16 protein-coding genes are annotated in these 15,930 nt (G+C 42.0%); all 16 read right to left on the bottom strand.

All coding sequences use genetic code 11. The features are described from left to right. Window position 1: 1 nt before the first annotated feature. Window positions 2–1,150, bottom strand: a complete 1,149-nt coding sequence (locus tag VEHSUH05_RS05815) for an ABC transporter substrate-binding protein (protein WP_105091017.1) — start codon at window positions 1,148–1,150, stop codon at window positions 2–4. A 122-nt stretch (window positions 1,151–1,272) separates the two neighbouring features. Further along, window positions 1,273–3,183 (bottom strand): ribosomal protection-like ABC-F family protein, encoded by a 1,911-nt coding sequence (gene abc-f / locus VEHSUH05_RS05810; RefSeq protein ID WP_105091016.1) that lies wholly within the window; start codon window positions 3,181–3,183, stop codon window positions 1,273–1,275. 27 nt (window positions 3,184–3,210) lie between these two features. Beyond that, window positions 3,211–4,488, bottom strand: coding sequence for a type II secretion system protein GspD (locus VEHSUH05_RS05805; RefSeq protein WP_245875935.1), 1,278 nt, complete (start codon window positions 4,486–4,488; stop codon window positions 3,211–3,213). Continuing rightward, window positions 4,470–5,264, bottom strand: a complete 795-nt coding sequence (locus VEHSUH05_RS05800; RefSeq protein ID WP_054673119.1) for a hypothetical protein — start codon at window positions 5,262–5,264, stop codon at window positions 4,470–4,472. The genes VEHSUH05_RS05805 and VEHSUH05_RS05800 overlap by 19 nt, the downstream gene beginning before the upstream one ends. Before the next feature lie 121 nt (window positions 5,265–5,385). Next, the gene (galE, locus tag VEHSUH05_RS05795; protein ID WP_105091015.1) at window positions 5,386–6,375 is read right to left on the bottom strand and encodes a UDP-glucose 4-epimerase GalE; all 990 of its coding nucleotides are present in this window, start codon (window positions 6,373–6,375) and stop codon (window positions 5,386–5,388) included. Window positions 6,376–6,387: 12 nt separating this feature from the next. After that, on the bottom strand, window positions 6,388–7,821 hold the full coding sequence (locus tag VEHSUH05_RS05790; RefSeq protein WP_105091014.1) for a glucose-6-phosphate isomerase: 1,434 nt from the start codon (window positions 7,819–7,821) through the stop codon (window positions 6,388–6,390). A gap of 83 nt (window positions 7,822–7,904) precedes the next feature. Beyond that, window positions 7,905–8,183 (bottom strand): DUF1294 domain-containing protein, encoded by a 279-nt coding sequence (locus VEHSUH05_RS05785; RefSeq protein ID WP_038114496.1) that lies wholly within the window; start codon window positions 8,181–8,183, stop codon window positions 7,905–7,907. A gap of 19 nt (window positions 8,184–8,202) precedes the next feature. After that, window positions 8,203–9,132, bottom strand: coding sequence for an NAD-dependent epimerase/dehydratase family protein (locus VEHSUH05_RS05780; RefSeq protein WP_105091013.1), 930 nt, complete (start codon window positions 9,130–9,132; stop codon window positions 8,203–8,205). 22 nt (window positions 9,133–9,154) lie between these two features. After that, a complete protein-coding gene (locus tag VEHSUH05_RS05775) occupies window positions 9,155–9,754 on the bottom strand; it encodes a ribonuclease H1 domain-containing protein (protein ID WP_054673114.1) in 600 nt (199 codons plus the stop codon). 9 nt (window positions 9,755–9,763) lie between these two features. Further along, window positions 9,764–10,255 carry a Cys-tRNA(Pro) deacylase gene (ybaK, locus tag VEHSUH05_RS05770; protein WP_105091012.1) on the bottom strand — a complete coding sequence of 164 codons (492 nt, stop codon included), beginning with the start codon at window positions 10,253–10,255 and terminating at the stop codon, window positions 9,764–9,766. A gap of 51 nt (window positions 10,256–10,306) precedes the next feature. Beyond that, window positions 10,307–11,305 (bottom strand): nucleoid-associated protein, encoded by a 999-nt coding sequence (locus tag VEHSUH05_RS05765; RefSeq protein WP_105091011.1) that lies wholly within the window; start codon window positions 11,303–11,305, stop codon window positions 10,307–10,309. A gap of 16 nt (window positions 11,306–11,321) precedes the next feature. Further along, entirely contained in the window at window positions 11,322–12,611 is a 1,290-nt protein-coding gene (locus tag VEHSUH05_RS05760) for an AMP-binding protein (protein ID WP_105091010.1), read from the bottom strand. A 1-nt stretch (window position 12,612) separates the two neighbouring features. Next, window positions 12,613–13,719, bottom strand: a complete 1,107-nt coding sequence (locus tag VEHSUH05_RS05755) for a thiolase family protein (RefSeq protein WP_105091009.1) — start codon at window positions 13,717–13,719, stop codon at window positions 12,613–12,615. Window positions 13,720–13,809: 90 nt separating this feature from the next. After that, the gene (locus VEHSUH05_RS05750; protein ID WP_105091008.1) at window positions 13,810–14,322 is read right to left on the bottom strand and encodes a biotin transporter BioY; all 513 of its coding nucleotides are present in this window, start codon (window positions 14,320–14,322) and stop codon (window positions 13,810–13,812) included. A gap of 10 nt (window positions 14,323–14,332) precedes the next feature. Beyond that, window positions 14,333–14,881 (bottom strand): hypothetical protein, encoded by a 549-nt coding sequence (locus VEHSUH05_RS05745; protein WP_105091007.1) that lies wholly within the window; start codon window positions 14,879–14,881, stop codon window positions 14,333–14,335. Window positions 14,882–15,068: 187 nt separating this feature from the next. Continuing rightward, window positions 15,069–15,929 carry a UTP--glucose-1-phosphate uridylyltransferase GalU gene (gene galU, locus VEHSUH05_RS05740; RefSeq protein ID WP_038114474.1) on the bottom strand — a complete coding sequence of 287 codons (861 nt, stop codon included), beginning with the start codon at window positions 15,927–15,929 and terminating at the stop codon, window positions 15,069–15,071. Between the last annotated feature and the right edge of the window lies 1 nt (window position 15,930).

The raw sequence follows: 15,930 nt of genomic DNA, 5'->3' as shown, positions 1-15,930 counted from the left end.
CTTATTTTGTTAATGCGTCAAATTGACCGTTTCTGATTTGTAACACTTGAACTTCCATGGACGGATCGCGTTTTTCGTTAAATTTGAATTGACCAGTTACACCGACAAAGTCAGCGATATTTTTCAACGCTTCACGGAATTTTTCACGATCTGTCGTAGAGCCTGCTTTTTTCAAAGCCGCTTCGTAAAGATATACCGCATCGTATGCTTGTGCCGCGAACTGATCAGGTTCCTTGTTATATTTAGCAACATAAGCTTTGCGGAAATCTTTTACCTTCTGGTCATCCTTATTAGGGAACCAAGGCGTACCTACAATAACACCATCCGCTGCAGGACCTGCAATTTTAATAAATTCAGGACTGTTGAAGCCGTTAGAACCGATTACAGGTTGATTCATGCCCATTTCACGCATTTTTTTCATGATGAGTGCACCTTCTTGATAAAGAGATGCCACTACGATTACATCCGGTTTAGCCTGTTGAATCTTCGTCAACTGAGCGGAGAAGTCCGTGTCTTTATCGGCAAAGGTTTCCGTATCGATAATTTGAACACCGGCTGCTTCCAACGCCTTACGGGCCGTATTATTTACGGATACCATCTGATCATTGTTATTGGAGTACATAATGGCCGCCGTTTTAAAACCAAGTACTTTGTGTCCTTCTTTAATGGCCGTATCCACCGCCAAGGATTCCGGTACGGCATTACGGAAAATATAATCGCCGATATCAGTAATACCTTCAGCTGTAGTAGACGTACCGAGAGCAACCACCTTGCTCTTGTTCGCTACAGGGCCCGCTGCCATCATTTCACCGGATAACATAGGACCGATAACGCCGACCACTTTATCCTTTGAAATCACCTTATTCATAGCGTTAATCGCTTCATTTTTATCACCCTTGGTATCTTCTACCAATAGATTGATTTTCACAGAATTCGCATCAGCATTAATTTCACTCACCGCCAGTTCGGCACCGGATTTAATGGATTCACCATATGCGGCCGCACCGCCCGTCGTCGTCGTTAACAATGCGATTTTAGCTTCATTATTATTTGCATTACCTGCATCCTTATTGCTGCCACAACCCGCAGCAATCGCCATCACTCCGGCGAGGCCGAAAATGACCGCCTTTTTCAACATGGATTTATTCATGTTACACCCTTCCTTTAAAATATTAATCATTTTAAATCTATACTTATATTATGAAGTTTTTAACACTTTTGTCAATTAAAAGGATGCAATTTACAATGCTGTATTTATATCCCATTTATATATTATTCACATAGATGTGCCCATCTTTCATATAGCTCATCCAGCTGCGACTGTGTCGCTGTAATCTGACTTGAAATAGAGGCCATTTCTTCAAGGTCCTGTTGTACATCGGGATTAGCCAGCTGCACCTCATACATCTTCATGGTCGCCTCTAAACGGGCAATTTCCGATTCCACTTCAGCCAACTGTTTTTCCACCATGTATGCATTAGGTTTCTTAGGTGCTTCCGTAGATTCCGTCTGTGAAAGCTCGCCATGTTCTTGTGTCCTGACTTTAGCATTCGACTCTCCTATGTACTCCTTATTTTCTAAAGACAGCCGCTCTTCTTGTTCCTTCAACTTTTCTTTATAGTATGAATAATTGCCAAGGTATTCCGTAATCCGCCCCTCATTGAGGACGACCGTTTTCGTAGCAACCTGATCTAAAAAGTACCGGTCATGAGAAATGATAAAACAAGTACCTTCAAATTGCTGTAATGCCCGCTCTACAACTTCTCGGGTCGGGATGTCCAAATGATTCGTCGGTTCATCGAGAATAAGGAAATTATCCCCTTGCAGGAACAATTTTAATAATGCCAAACGGGCACGCTCACCACCCGATAAATCGCTGACTAGTTTGAATACATCATCCCCTTTAAATAAGAATGAACCCAGTACATTACGCGCCCTTTCTTCGGTAAAGTTAAAGTGATTCATAATTTCTTCTACAACTTGCCAGGATTCATGTAATTCCTCATGCTCCTGCGAGAAATAACCTACTTGCACGCGATTGCCGATATCTACATGACCGTCCTCAGGAAAAATTTCGCCTACAATGGTCTTTACCAATGTCGATTTACCGGCACCATTAGGACCTATCAGAGCCACAGACTCTCCGCGACGCACGACAAAGGATATATCATCAATAATTCGATTGTCGCCATATCCTGCAGAGAGATGATCTAATACCAAAACCTTGTCAGCACTCATCCCTGCCGGCGGAAACGAAAAATCTAAGTGATGAGATATAACCGGTGCATCCAACCGCTCCAGTCGATTCAGCTGAGACTGACGGCCGCGAGCCATCTTGGATTTAATTCCGGCTCTGTATTTATCAATATAAGCTTCCGTCTTCCTTATATGTTCTTGCTGTTTCTCATAGGCAATCATATCCGCCTTAAGCCGCTCATTCCGCTGTTGAACATAACGGCTGTAATTACCCCGATATGCGGTTGCCTTATGATTATCAAGTTCCACAACCCCCGTCACGATACGGTCCATAAAATACCGATCATGACTGACGATTAAAATTCCCCCCGGATAGGATGACAAATAGCCCTCCAACCATTCAAGCATATCCATGTCTAAATGGTTTGTAGGTTCATCCAGAAATAAAAAATCCGGACTGCGAACCAACGCTTTTGCCAGATTAATGCGCGTTTTCTGACCGCCTGAAAAGGCGTTAGCCGGTTTATGTAAATCTTCATCGGAAAAACCCAATCCGTAGACAATGCGCTTTGACTTCTGTTCATAATCATATCCACCGAGCCATTCAATGCGATTTTGTAAGTAATCGAGGCGTTGTAAATCCGCTTCTTCGGCTTCATGACCTTCCATGTATACAGTTAAATCGCGTAGTTGTTCTTCCAGAGCATGCACATCGGCCCAAGCCTTTTCAATTTCATCAGCAAGACTGTCATCACCGAGATTCACATCCTGTTGTAAATAACCTATACTCGCCACAGGCGACTTAATAACATGACCCTCGTCCAGTTCTTCATATCCTAATATACATTTTAACAATGTCGACTTACCTGCCCCGTTGGGACCTACTAAAGCAAGTCGATCACCTTCTTTTAATTCAAAGGACACATTGGAAAATACTTGGCGCACCCCAAATGATTTTCCAAGGCCTATCATTCGAATGCGTTCCATTCATAACCTCCCAATCATTTCCTTTCATTATATCACAGTAGCCCTTACAAACATCATCATTTCTACGGAATCCTTGGTTTTTCGGCTATGCCGAAACAACTTTCCCAATAGAGGAATGTCACCCAAGATGGGAATTTTCTGCAACTGATGTTGATCTCGATTATCCATGAGTCCGCCTATGACCAGTACTTCTCCTGGACGCAATCGGACACGGGTATGAGCTTGCCGCGTGCTGATTTTATAAGCCTTGATTTCCGACACCATGACAGGAGTGCTCACCTCAGCATGAATTTTGGCATCTACCGATCCGTCTTCAGTAACGATAGGTGTGTAATTCAGTTTTATACCCACCTCTTCATAGCGCACCGAAGTCTTCCGCTCACCATTCACCTGTGATTCCTCCACCACGGGAATTCTCTCTCCGATTAAAATATGCGCCGTTTCACCATTCAATGCCATAATAGACGGCCGTGCAATGAGGACCGCTTTCCCGGAGTTCTCCATCAAGCTCAACTCAGGTTTCACAAAAAACCTGTATGCGTCCCCGACCGGAGTTTTTCCGAACGATACGGCCCCATAAGAATGCGTCTTATCCTCTCCGTGTCCGGTAAGGCTCAACCATGACCAACGGACTCCCGTTTCTTTTACATACGACCTTTCCATAGCGATGATGGTCGCCTCCAGTTGTACCTGTTTCGGTTCATTATCAACCGCTTTCATCAACGTTTCTACACGCCGTTTTTCTCCATTAGTAATATGTAATACTACTTCATTTCCCTCTGAAAATACGGCCATCTTATCCGCATGCACAACAGTGCCCAGTACGCCTTCGAGCGACTGCGCCGTCAAATGTTGAGGCGTTAACACATATAATTCTCTTTGCTCCAACTCTTTGCCATCCCCTTCTATAACAAGGGTCTTATGTTGCTTTGTGACGGAAAAATGATAAAGAGATCCCAACTGAGCAATCAGTTCCTCCGGGGTATCCGCCTTAACGGAGGCCGTAATGTTTCCGGATAAGGACTCCACCCCGATGGCGGATAATCCATAACTTCTACATATACCGAGAACGGTTTCCTTCAAGGATGCATCATGTACAGATAAGAAAATAGCATTTTTAATTTCTGCGTACTCTGCTCCGTTCTTTTCATTGCCAATCTCACGATTAATCGGGAGCGATATCGATGTAGACTCAACAGCTTGTGCCATGCCCATACCTAAAAAAAGTAAATCAAAAGTTATACAGACCAGAAAAATTTTTGTAATAAAACCTATATATTTTCGATTCAATCCATCGTAAGCCATCGCACCTGACCTCCTTCTACAATTTCCACACCAGTACGTCCTATAGATTTAACTGTAATCCCTTTCCACTTCGTCCCAGTCGTAACGGAGCATTCCTCTGCGCCGCTTCGCAAAACGGCAACAAATGTTTCACCTTCTATGATACCCACTAATTGTACCGTTGATCTCACCGGTTCTGAATGATTTCTCCTATCCGTTTTATTGCGACTATTACTTACTTCTTTAGTACTCTCATAATTATTTTCATGATGCCTACTTACTTTTTTCTGAGATATATCACGTCGGTTCTTAAGTGAATGATAGGTCTCTCGTCCCATAGGTTCATCCTTTATATCCATATCTGCTTTGTCAACATTGCCGCTCAGAGGCAACTCTTTAAACACTTCACGCCACGGATATGCCCGCTCCACAGAGCTGACACCATACAGTAATCGCCCTTTTACTGATTTAGAGTCACTACTGCTCTGCTCAGCAGTATCGCTATGACGGCTCCGTTTATCGGTATCCCCACTATGATGCGTTCTATTACTACGCTGATTATCAGAATTACTGCTCTGATTACCACTTGTCTCACTATGTTCAAGTTTAGATTCGCTTTCACTATGAACAGAAGACAAGTGAATCGACTCCTCCTCGTAAGGGAAAATTAATCCTATTCCAAGTATGGTACATGTTACTATCGTAAAGCTAATAACTGCAATTTTATAATGACTGACTACAATGCGTTGTTTATAAATCCACCGCCATACCCGCTCCTTATATGTGTTCAGACTCATAGTCCACCTCCTACTCACATATTCTAGGAACTCCTTTCCAAATCCTACAAAAAAAAGACTCTACCGGTCACATAGGTGACCAATAGAGTCATTAAATATATTGACAAAATAATTTTTATGACTATTTAGTTATGAAGCCTTCCGGATGAGATGTATGCCATTTCCATGCATCTTTAATGGCATCGGATACATTACTGAATTGAGGATTCCATCCCAATAAATCCTTAATTTTTTCCGATGATGCAATAAGCGTTCCCGGATCTCCGGCACGACGATCTCCATACTGAACAGGAATATCTATACCCGTCACGGCTTTGGCAGTTTCAATAATTTCTTTCACAGAAAATCCATTGCCGCTACCTAAATTAAACACCTGAGACTGTCCGCCATTACGCAAATAATCCATTGCCAACACATGAGCGGATGCCAAATCATTGACGTGAATATAATCGCGTACGCATGTGCCGTCCGGCGTATCGTAATCCGTTCCGAACACGGTAATATACTCGCGTTTTCCCCGTGCCGCATCAAGAACCAGTGGAATTAAATGCGTTTCCGGATGATGATCCTCTCCGATTGTACCGGACGGATCGGCTCCGGCTGCGTTAAAATAACGCAGTGCCACATAGGTGGAACCATAAATAGCACTGTAATCGGACAACATATCTTCAATCATCAATTTTGTACGACCATATACATTCGTCGGATGTAATTGAGCATCCTCTCGAATCGGCACTACCTCCGGTTCCCCGTAAACTGCGGCAGTGCTGGAAAACACAAAATGATTAATCCCGGCTTGACGGGCGGATTCGATGAGGTGATACGAGCCGACTACATTATTTTCATAATAAATAGCGGGGTTCTGCATTGATTCACCGACCTGGGAATGAGCTGCAAAATGCATTATACCGATAATTTGATGCTTCTTCATCACCTCTACCAATTTTGGATCGGCAATATCCATGTTATAAAAATCAATGCCTTCAGGAATCGATTCCACATGGCCTCGAGACAAATTATCTACGATAACAGGTGTATACCCGGCGCGTTGCAATGCACGTACTGTATGACTTCCAATATAACCGGCACCTCCGGTAACTAAAATATTCATAACGTCCCCCTACTAATTATACGAATTCTTTACTTCTGCCAGTTTTGGCCCGATCAGACGTTTATAAACCTCTACCCCAGGCTGATCGAAAGCATCTACACCGGCTAAAATAGATTCAAAATATACGGCCCAACAATGCATAAACATTATTTCCCCTAAATGAAAAGCATTCAATGTAGGCACCGTAATTGTCATATTAAAACGATTATCGGTGGATAAAGCCTCACGATTGGCATCTAAAGCGATATTTAAAATATCACAAATATTTACATTATTTAATGAGCGCAACCGTTCATACTGGCTATATGTATCCGGCACGACAAGATTATTATGCCAGTCTTTCACCTTAATAAATTGAACAACCTTATTTAAGCGTCCCTCTTGATGTTCCTGTACCTGTGCATGCATATCCATTGTTCCCACTGCCGCCACAGGTGTGCGTCCATACGGCAGACACGTATTACTCATCTTGCCTAACGATTCGGATAAAAGTTGTACATACCAATCCGACAGGGAATGTAATGCTTCCCCATAAGGCATAAACACCTCTATAATACGTCCATACCGTTCTGATGCAATATATTTCAACAAAGCGCTCAACAAAGCCGGATTTCTGAAAGTATCTTCATCCTGGCATGCCGCATCCATAGATGCGGCCCCTGCCAAGAATCCTTCGATATCAAAACCCACTAAAGCCGCCGTTACAAAGCCCACCTCCGTAAATACGGAAAAACGTCCGCCTACACCGTAGGGAATAGAATACGTTTTCCAGTTATTTTCAAGAGCCATGGACCGCAAAACGGTGGGATGTTCATTATCGGATGTATCCGTAACAGCCACCACCTCATAATTAATATGATTCTCCTGTAAGAATTTTTCAAGAATCATAAAATTTGCCATCGGTTCGATTGTAGATCCCGACTTCGAGGTAATAACAAGCATCACCTTATAATCGGAGCCCTTTTCCTGCGCTTGATATTTCAAGGTGCGCATGAGGCCATCTAAATAAACGCCGTCTACGTTAAAACCCGCAAAATACATACGAGGATATCCGTCGCGTTCTTCAACGCTGCAGTTATTCCAGAATGATCCGCATTGAACATCAAAGATAACCTTGCTCCCCAAATAGGATCCTCCGATGCCCACAGATACGACCGTATCAATATGATTACGTGCATAATCACGCAATTCATATAAACGTTCTAACATATGCGGCGTATTGATGCCATTCTCCGAAATATAAGGCAACTGATAAAACAGAACAGGCTCCGGTAGACCATCTTTTGACACATGTCCTTCTTCAAATCCGGTGGACCGTAAAATATTCGTGTGATGCCATATATTTTGTATCGCCCGTTCAAAATTGTTTACATCCCGCTCTTGTATGCAGCTTTCATTATAGATATTGGAATAATCTAATTCAAACCCCGAACCTAACCTCAACATCAAATAACTCCTTCTCTACTATTTTTATATACTAACTATTTTATTATAACACAATTAGATGAATAAAATACTAGTTTATACAATCAATACACCCACAAAGCATAGGCAAAACCTATGGAGTATACAGACCATAGTAAAGCTATAGGAATAACAATTCTAAACTTCAGCTTCGCTGTTTTATGATGCCACAAAACCATTCCTAATAATGCGCCCAGTCCGGCGAAAGCAAAGGCTAAAAACAGCAATGTAAATTCAGAAATACGATCATATCCCTTGATCGCACATAATTTATCATACCCGTAGACTCCGCATACAATGAGATTCCAAAGGCCTATTGTCACCCAAAACTGTAAATCACTCATATCCCCAAACCACTTACACTCATTTATTTCGAATCTGATTAATAAAATAATCCAGTGTCTTTTTCAACCCTTCATCCAAGGAAGTCTGTGCAACAAAGCCAAAATCCTCCATGGCTTTTACATTGCTCAAACGAGAATGCTTTATATCTCCGACCCGTTCGGCCTCATACCGAACAGTAAAATCCCTTTCGCTGATAGCACGGAATCGAGCAATCAATTCATTCACAGAAACACCTGTATTGGTGGATATATTATAAATCCCGGTGCAATCCGGTTTTCCCATAGCTTTAATATTGGCATCCACTACATCATCAACATAGATAAAATCACGAGTCTGTTCGCCATCTCCAAAAACGGTCAACTCCTGCCCCTCTACGATAAGACGATTGAAAATGCTCACAACGCCACCTTCACCGCCATCACCTTGACGAGGGCCGTATACATTAGCATATCTGAAACATACCGTATTGAGTCCGAAGGCCTCATGATAAATCCGCAAATATCCTTCTGCGGTAAGCTTTGTTAATCCGTAAAAGGAGGACGGTTTCCCGCTCAAATCCTCCGTGAGCGGCAAAACAGCCAAATCCCCATATACGGCGGCTGACGAAGGCATTAACATCTGCTCCACCTTTACCTTACGACACGCTTCAAGAACATTGATGAGGCCTAATAAATTCACATCACAGTCGTAACTTGGATTTTCCATCGATGAAGGCACCATCGTTTGCGCCGCTTCATGAAAGACAACAGAAGGTTTAAAGTCTTCAAATACGGCAGTCAGATTTGCATCTCGAACATCCATCTCTTTAAACTGTGCCCGTTCATGTACAAACGAACGCATCCCCGTAGATAGATTATCGATAACCAGGACATTATGCCCTAAATCAATCAAACGATCTACCAGATGAGAACCAATAAATCCGGCCCCACCGGTTACACAAATATTCATAACGTCCTCCTTTCTGCGATAATCAATTTATACCGGCACCTTTTTTTGCCAATATATCCGCCATTTCATTATACGTATCGCCCGTATGAGCTGCCACCTTGTGAAAGTGTACATTGACAGCCCCTTTGACGGAATCATAAAACTCCGCATACTGCTGTGTAAGGGAGTTATTACGTTTCCACTTCTTCGTAGCCCACATTTCAATGCCCATGTAATCATAATAAAGGGAACACTCCTCTATCCCATGATCTACCGCATATTGCATAACATGCATGGCCGCCAGTAATTCACCGGCTACATTCCAAAACGCTGTATGCCGTTCATCAGCGGAAGAAAATGAAAAGGTTTCCTTCTGTCCGTTTAAGAATATAATACCACCGGCACCAACGATATTCGCCTGTTTATTATAACTGCCATCAATGTACGCGACAAGATGGGCAGATTCGGTAAAATCAGGTTTATTCATATCCGCATCAGCTATAAATGCGCGAGCTTCAGCTTCGGTAGGAAACGATTTATAGACGGCTCCGCCAAAGCCCTTTACCTGCTGTTCGCAATCGGCCCAAGTCATATAGATTCCCGGAGTGCGACCATGCCGCACAGCATAATATTTCTTAGCCATAAGCACCTCTTAATGATCCATCGTCAACGCTGCAAACTCGGCATTGACAACAGCTGCCAATTCCACCGGATTAACCTGCATCTGCATTCCTCTGAGACCGGCGCTTACATAAACAGAATCTTGCATCTCCATGGTTGCATCAAAGTACGTAGGAAAAGACTTTTTCATACCTACCGGTGAACAGCCCCCTCGCAAGTAACCTGTAATCCCCAATAAATCTTTTACGTGAATAAGTTCAACAGACTTATTATGACTGACCCGAGCAGCCTGCTTCATATCCAGCTCAGCGGCAACGGGAATACAAAAGACGACATAACCCGTCTTATCCCCTCTGCCGACGAGCGTTTTAAATACTTTCTTTTCATCAAGCCCTAAAACCTCCGCTACATGAAGTCCGGCGGCCCGCTCCTCGGACCATTCATATTCACTAATGTTATAAGGCACCTTATGCGTATCTAAGATACGCAATGCATTTGTTTTCTTGTGTTTCTCTTTACTCATTGTATCCCGCCTTATATATCAGTGTAACAATAAACTCTAATTATTATAAAACTATTTATTAACGATTTTATTAATATTCTTTAATTCGATGCGCAATGTGCCGTCATCATTCGTCACGATTTCGATAAACTCACGATTTTTCATATATTCAACAGGAAAAGAAATTTCTATGCCCGTATCGGTCTTTATTTTATGATGTTCCCCCACCTTGACGGCAAATTCCCGATTTACAGGTAACGGACGCATCATATCCTGATCCGCCAATTCCTTTTTCGCCGCCTCTTGTTGAATCGGGCTGGTCTTAAATACTTCCTCTACGATACGCACAGGATCTACCGTATCAGATACCTCGGCATTTTTTGCAATCATGGACTTTGCCATGGTCATTTCCGCAACACCGTCAGACTCATGGGCCTGTGCCACCTTATTCACAATATTTTTCACCTTTTTTACCGTATCCCGCGACGATTGATTCGTACCTAACTGCAGAACCTTATCCGCTAAAATATAAGATACTTCGCCATCGAACTCACCCTTCGGCTCGAAGATACGCACCGATAAATCATTCGTATTAATCGCTGCAAAGGCACGTAATTTCTGAGCCGGCATAGGTAAAACAGCCTTATGAGCTACTAACTCTGTCGTCAGAGTCCCATCATCTTCACTGAATAACTGATGGGTGAAAGCATCATGGGCCTGACATAACAGTATACAGAGATATGAAGTATCCGTGACAGCTTCACAGATAATAGTATCAATAACGATTCCATCTGTAGCCTGTTTCATGTAGTTAAATAAACTTTCACCTAACTCTTTACTGAGCGTAACAAAATCGAGGGTTCCCTGTTTATAAGCATCTAATTGTTTTCCTACGGGACTAACGGTATGTAAGGTGCCTGTACGCGCTCCGGGATCCTTAAAAGCCTTTGCTACATGAGCAGCGATATACTCCTGCACAGACTGGTCACCGACCTTCAATTCATGTTCAGAGTATACCGCCAGAGACGATGTAAAATCAAAAATTTCCAGCACCGCTTTATTTATCTGCATAAGGCCTCCTCAATCATTACGAACATACAAGCTTATTATACCATTCTTTTAACTTTCGTTTATCAACTTTTGAGCACTCTGTTAAAGGTAACATAGGAACATCCAAAATTTTCTTCGGCCATTCTACGGAGGGTAAACTTTCACGAATACGATTAAATACATCCGCTCGTGAACTGCCTTCAGCTAAAACCATAAATACCGCAAAGTCCTCACCGCGCATATCGTCGTCAATGACAATGACAGCTACCTCATCAACACCGGTCAACGATTGTAAATACCTTTCCATGGATGGAACGGATATCTTATAACCGCCTTTATTCACCACATCCCCTTGACGCCCCGTAAAAATAATATATCCGTCACTGTCGATGTATCCGCAATCATTAACCGTATATGTATCAGGAATCCCTTCGATATGATAAGCGGTTGTAATATACAATAGACCATCCTGCTCTTCAACTTGTACAGAAGGAAAAGCCTTTCCCACCGTATGTTCCCTCTCCAGCCATTCCGAACCGCTACAATACGATATATAATTCAATTCCGATGCCCCATAATACAGGATAAACTGCATGCGAGGGCATATGAATTCCAATCGCTCCATCAAATCTCGATCCAACACTTGAGACCCTGCGATAATATAATCAACCGATGATAATGTACATTCACAATGCCGCATCAATAAACGTAATTTTGTAGGCAACGCATATATATGATCCGCCCTATGCGCCTCCATCAGCTGTATCCATTTTGTAGGTTTCAAAGATTGAGATGTTAGAACGGTCCCTCCTGCCCAAAGAACGGCAACGGTCATATTGCTGACTCCGGTAAAACTGAAACTACCCTGTAAAAATAAGATAGTCCGACTATTGATATGAAATACTCCATTTTGCACATCAAAAAAGTCACGCCATGACGATTCATTGCGCCATAAAGGTTTTGGATTTCCCGTAGTCCCCGATGTAAGTACACCGAAATCCGCCTGAGGCGGTATTCCTTCCGTTTTAATAACATCCTTTATTTTCTCTATATAATCATCATTCATTTCATTATGACATACCATGGGGATATAACCTCTATATAGGGCACCGAACCATAGTATACATTGATTATAAAAAGATATATCACGAATAAGAATAATCTTTCGTCCACCCTGCGCTTCCGTCATCATACATGATAGTTCAAATTGTATACCGGTAATATCCGCCCAGAGGTCTTCATATGTATATTGTCGTTCGTCAACAGTCAAAGCTATACTCTTCGGATTTAATTGTCGATGTGATTTCAATCGTTCAATAATATTCATATTACATCCGCTCTATAATTAATGCTGTCCCTGTACCTCCGGCGCCTGCAATAGCGCACAATCCATATCGTCCGTTGCACTGCTCCAGGGCCGCCATACAATGCAATACTAATATGACTCCTGAACATCCATAAGGATGTCCATATGCCAACGCGCCTCCAAAATAATTATATTTTCCCATATGATCCGGATAGACCTTCTGAAATAGCACATCAATAATAGCAAAGGCTTCATTCCATTCCACCGCATCTATATCATCCATGGATAATCCAGTGCGTTCCAAAATGGCCTTTGTACTCTCCAAAGCTCCTTCCGGACTATACTGGGGACTTCCGGCCCAAGGCAACATACTATGAATCCTAAACGGGCCTTTTCTATTGCTGAGATATACAAATGCGCCGCCATCATGTGTCAGACAGGAATTTCCGGCATTTGTTATGGAGTCAGGCCCTAATAAAGGTTTCATCCGTCCTAATAGGTTCTTATTCATTGTAGGGCGTATACATTCGTCTCTACAAATCTTACCATTGATTTCTAAAGGCATAATGTACTGACTTAATATTTGATTGGAACGAGCAGCATCAGCTTTTTGATGACTCTCAATAATAAACGGGTATAAAGCTTCCTTCGCGATATTATATTTTGCTATTGTTCGTTCCGCCCCCTCCAGCATAGTCCATGGAGATTGATCATGGGGTGAAAATTGCGCCACCATATAACTGCCTTCACGATCATCCCCATCCGCATACGTACGCTGTGGTTGTAAGGAGGAACTTTCAACACCTCCGGCAATAGCGGAACACATAACCCCCGTCTTAATATGAGTATATGCCATTTCAATACTCATTAATGCAGATGCACATTGCATATCCACGGTAACGGCCGGCACGGATTCAGGTAAATTGGTCATAAGCCCCATCAAACGGCCTAAATTTCCGCCTGTACCTACCGCATTACCACAGAATATACCATCCACTGAAGTAATAGTATTACGGATCAACAGCTCATTAATTAAACGTGCACCCAGTACCTCAGGCCGAAGGGTTTTATATTGACCATGTACAACCCCGATAGGGCTGCGCAGGCCTCCATGAATATATACATCCATAGTATATGCTCCCTATATATAAATAAATATTCTATATCACCAAGTATATAGCATAAAAGAGGCATCCCAAAGGATGCCCCTTATACACTTTTAAATTTTAACCTTTGTCGCCAACCATGACGCAACCAGACATTTGAAGATATCTCCAGGAATAAACGGGAACATAACAGCTAACATTGCCGCCCATAAACCGGTATCAGTAACTAGCATATAACCGATAACCCCGAAAAGATAAACGATAGGAATCGTTATAACAATGGAACGCCACGCATAAGAAGTAAAGTTTCTTTTATTACCTTTATAAACACTTAATAATGTATACGCTACAGGCCAGGAGAATATAAATCCTCCGGTAGGTCCAAATAATTTTCCGAATCCTCCCGTGCCCCCTACAAATACCGGCAAACCTACGGTTCCCAGTAGTACATAAACAATAAATACTATAAGTGCATCTTTAGGTTGCAACAGTAAACCGATTAATGTAGCCACTAAGGTCAATGCCGTCACCATAGCCGGACTAAATGGTAGTGGAAATGAAATATATGCTGAAATGCATAATAAGGCCGTTAATAATGCCATTTTTGTCAAACGTCTTGTTTCCATTTAAAATACCTCAATCTATACATACACTATTATATTCATGATGAACACGAAATTTAAAAAGTACAATATCATCTACGAGCCCTTCTGAATAACCATTAGGTTGAACAACAATACGAGCTCTGTCATCAGCAATCATGGGCGAACGATACTTTACTTCCAGTCCGGTTACACCCTTATTTTCTTTATAATGATTCCAAAGAGATTCCAATATGAGCAACCCAGGAACAATATAAGGAGGCTCTCGATGTATTTTATTGACATCTCGTACCTCTGTCACAAATTGGATAATATTTTCTTTAGAAAAGGACACCGTGAAAGAACCGTCATCGGTTCTTGATTGCTGACGAATTGTTAATGGACGCGTCAACTGTAACAATTCCACTTGTAAACGTCCCACATGATTTGACAGGCATACTGTTATATATTTTTCATCTGATTTAACAACGTCACAATGAACTTGTTCACTACCGTTTAAATCAAAATAAACCTTTGTAATCACACAATTAGTAGGAAGTTTCATTGTATTATCATATGTCAGAAGCGATAATAATGATCTCATATAATCACAGTCCTTTATTAATCCAATAAATTGATTATAATCAACATCATTTTATTAGTCAACTTTTCTTTATCAGATTTTGTTTACAATAAAAGAACCTATGGAGTTGCACTGCACACACCTCCATAGGTTCTTTTCTGCTTATAGTATACATGACAGTAATCGGTCCAACTACTATAACAGAGGATTAAAATTTTAATTCTTTCAGATACGCCTTGAATGCATCTCCCAACTCTTCGTTGCGCAACGCATATTCAACAGTTGCTTTCAGGTATCCTAATTTATCACCCGTATCATAACGGATTCCTTCATATGCAAGAGCATATGTATCCGTCTTTGATGCAGCTAATGCATCAGTTAACTGAACTTCATTACCCACGCCGGGTTTAGTATTTTCCAGGATGGAGAAAATATCCGGAGTTAAAATATAACGTCCCAGTACTGCCAATGTAGACGGGGCCTTTTCGCGACTAGGCTTTTCTACCAAAGTATCCACGCGATATAAATTATCCGCTAAGGGTTCACCGTCTACGATACCATAAGCGCTGACCTTATCTTCCGGCACGAATTGAGCCCCTAAGATAATACCGGGATGTTCATCATAACAATCAATAAGTTGCTTTAGGCATGGATTTTCAGGATTGTAAACGATATCATCGCCTAGGAGCACCGCAAAAGGTTCATCTCCGATAAATGCTTTCGCACATAAAACGGCATCCCCTAATCCACGTGGTGCTTTTTGACGGATAAAATGGACTTTAATATCCGCTAAATCCTTAATCATTGCAAGTTGTTTATTCTTTCCCTGCATCTGAAGCAAATACTCTAATTCAACACTGCTATCGAAGTGATCTTCAATAGCACGCTTATTGCGCCCCGTGATAATTAAAATCTCTTCGATACCGGAATCTAAAGCTTCTTTCACGATATACTGGATAGCCGGAGTGTCTACAATCGGTAACATTTCCTTCGGTTGAGCCTTCGTAGCCGGCAAGAACCGCGTGCCGAACCCTGCGGCGGGGATAACAGCCTTTCTAATGCGTTGCATA

The organism is Veillonella denticariosi JCM 15641 (genome assembly GCF_002959855.1).
Taxonomy (GTDB): Bacteria; Bacillota; Negativicutes; order Veillonellales; family Veillonellaceae; genus Veillonella; species Veillonella denticariosi.
The sequence above is the reverse complement of the archived record's forward strand: the minus strand, read 5'-3'. Positions and strand labels throughout refer to the sequence as shown.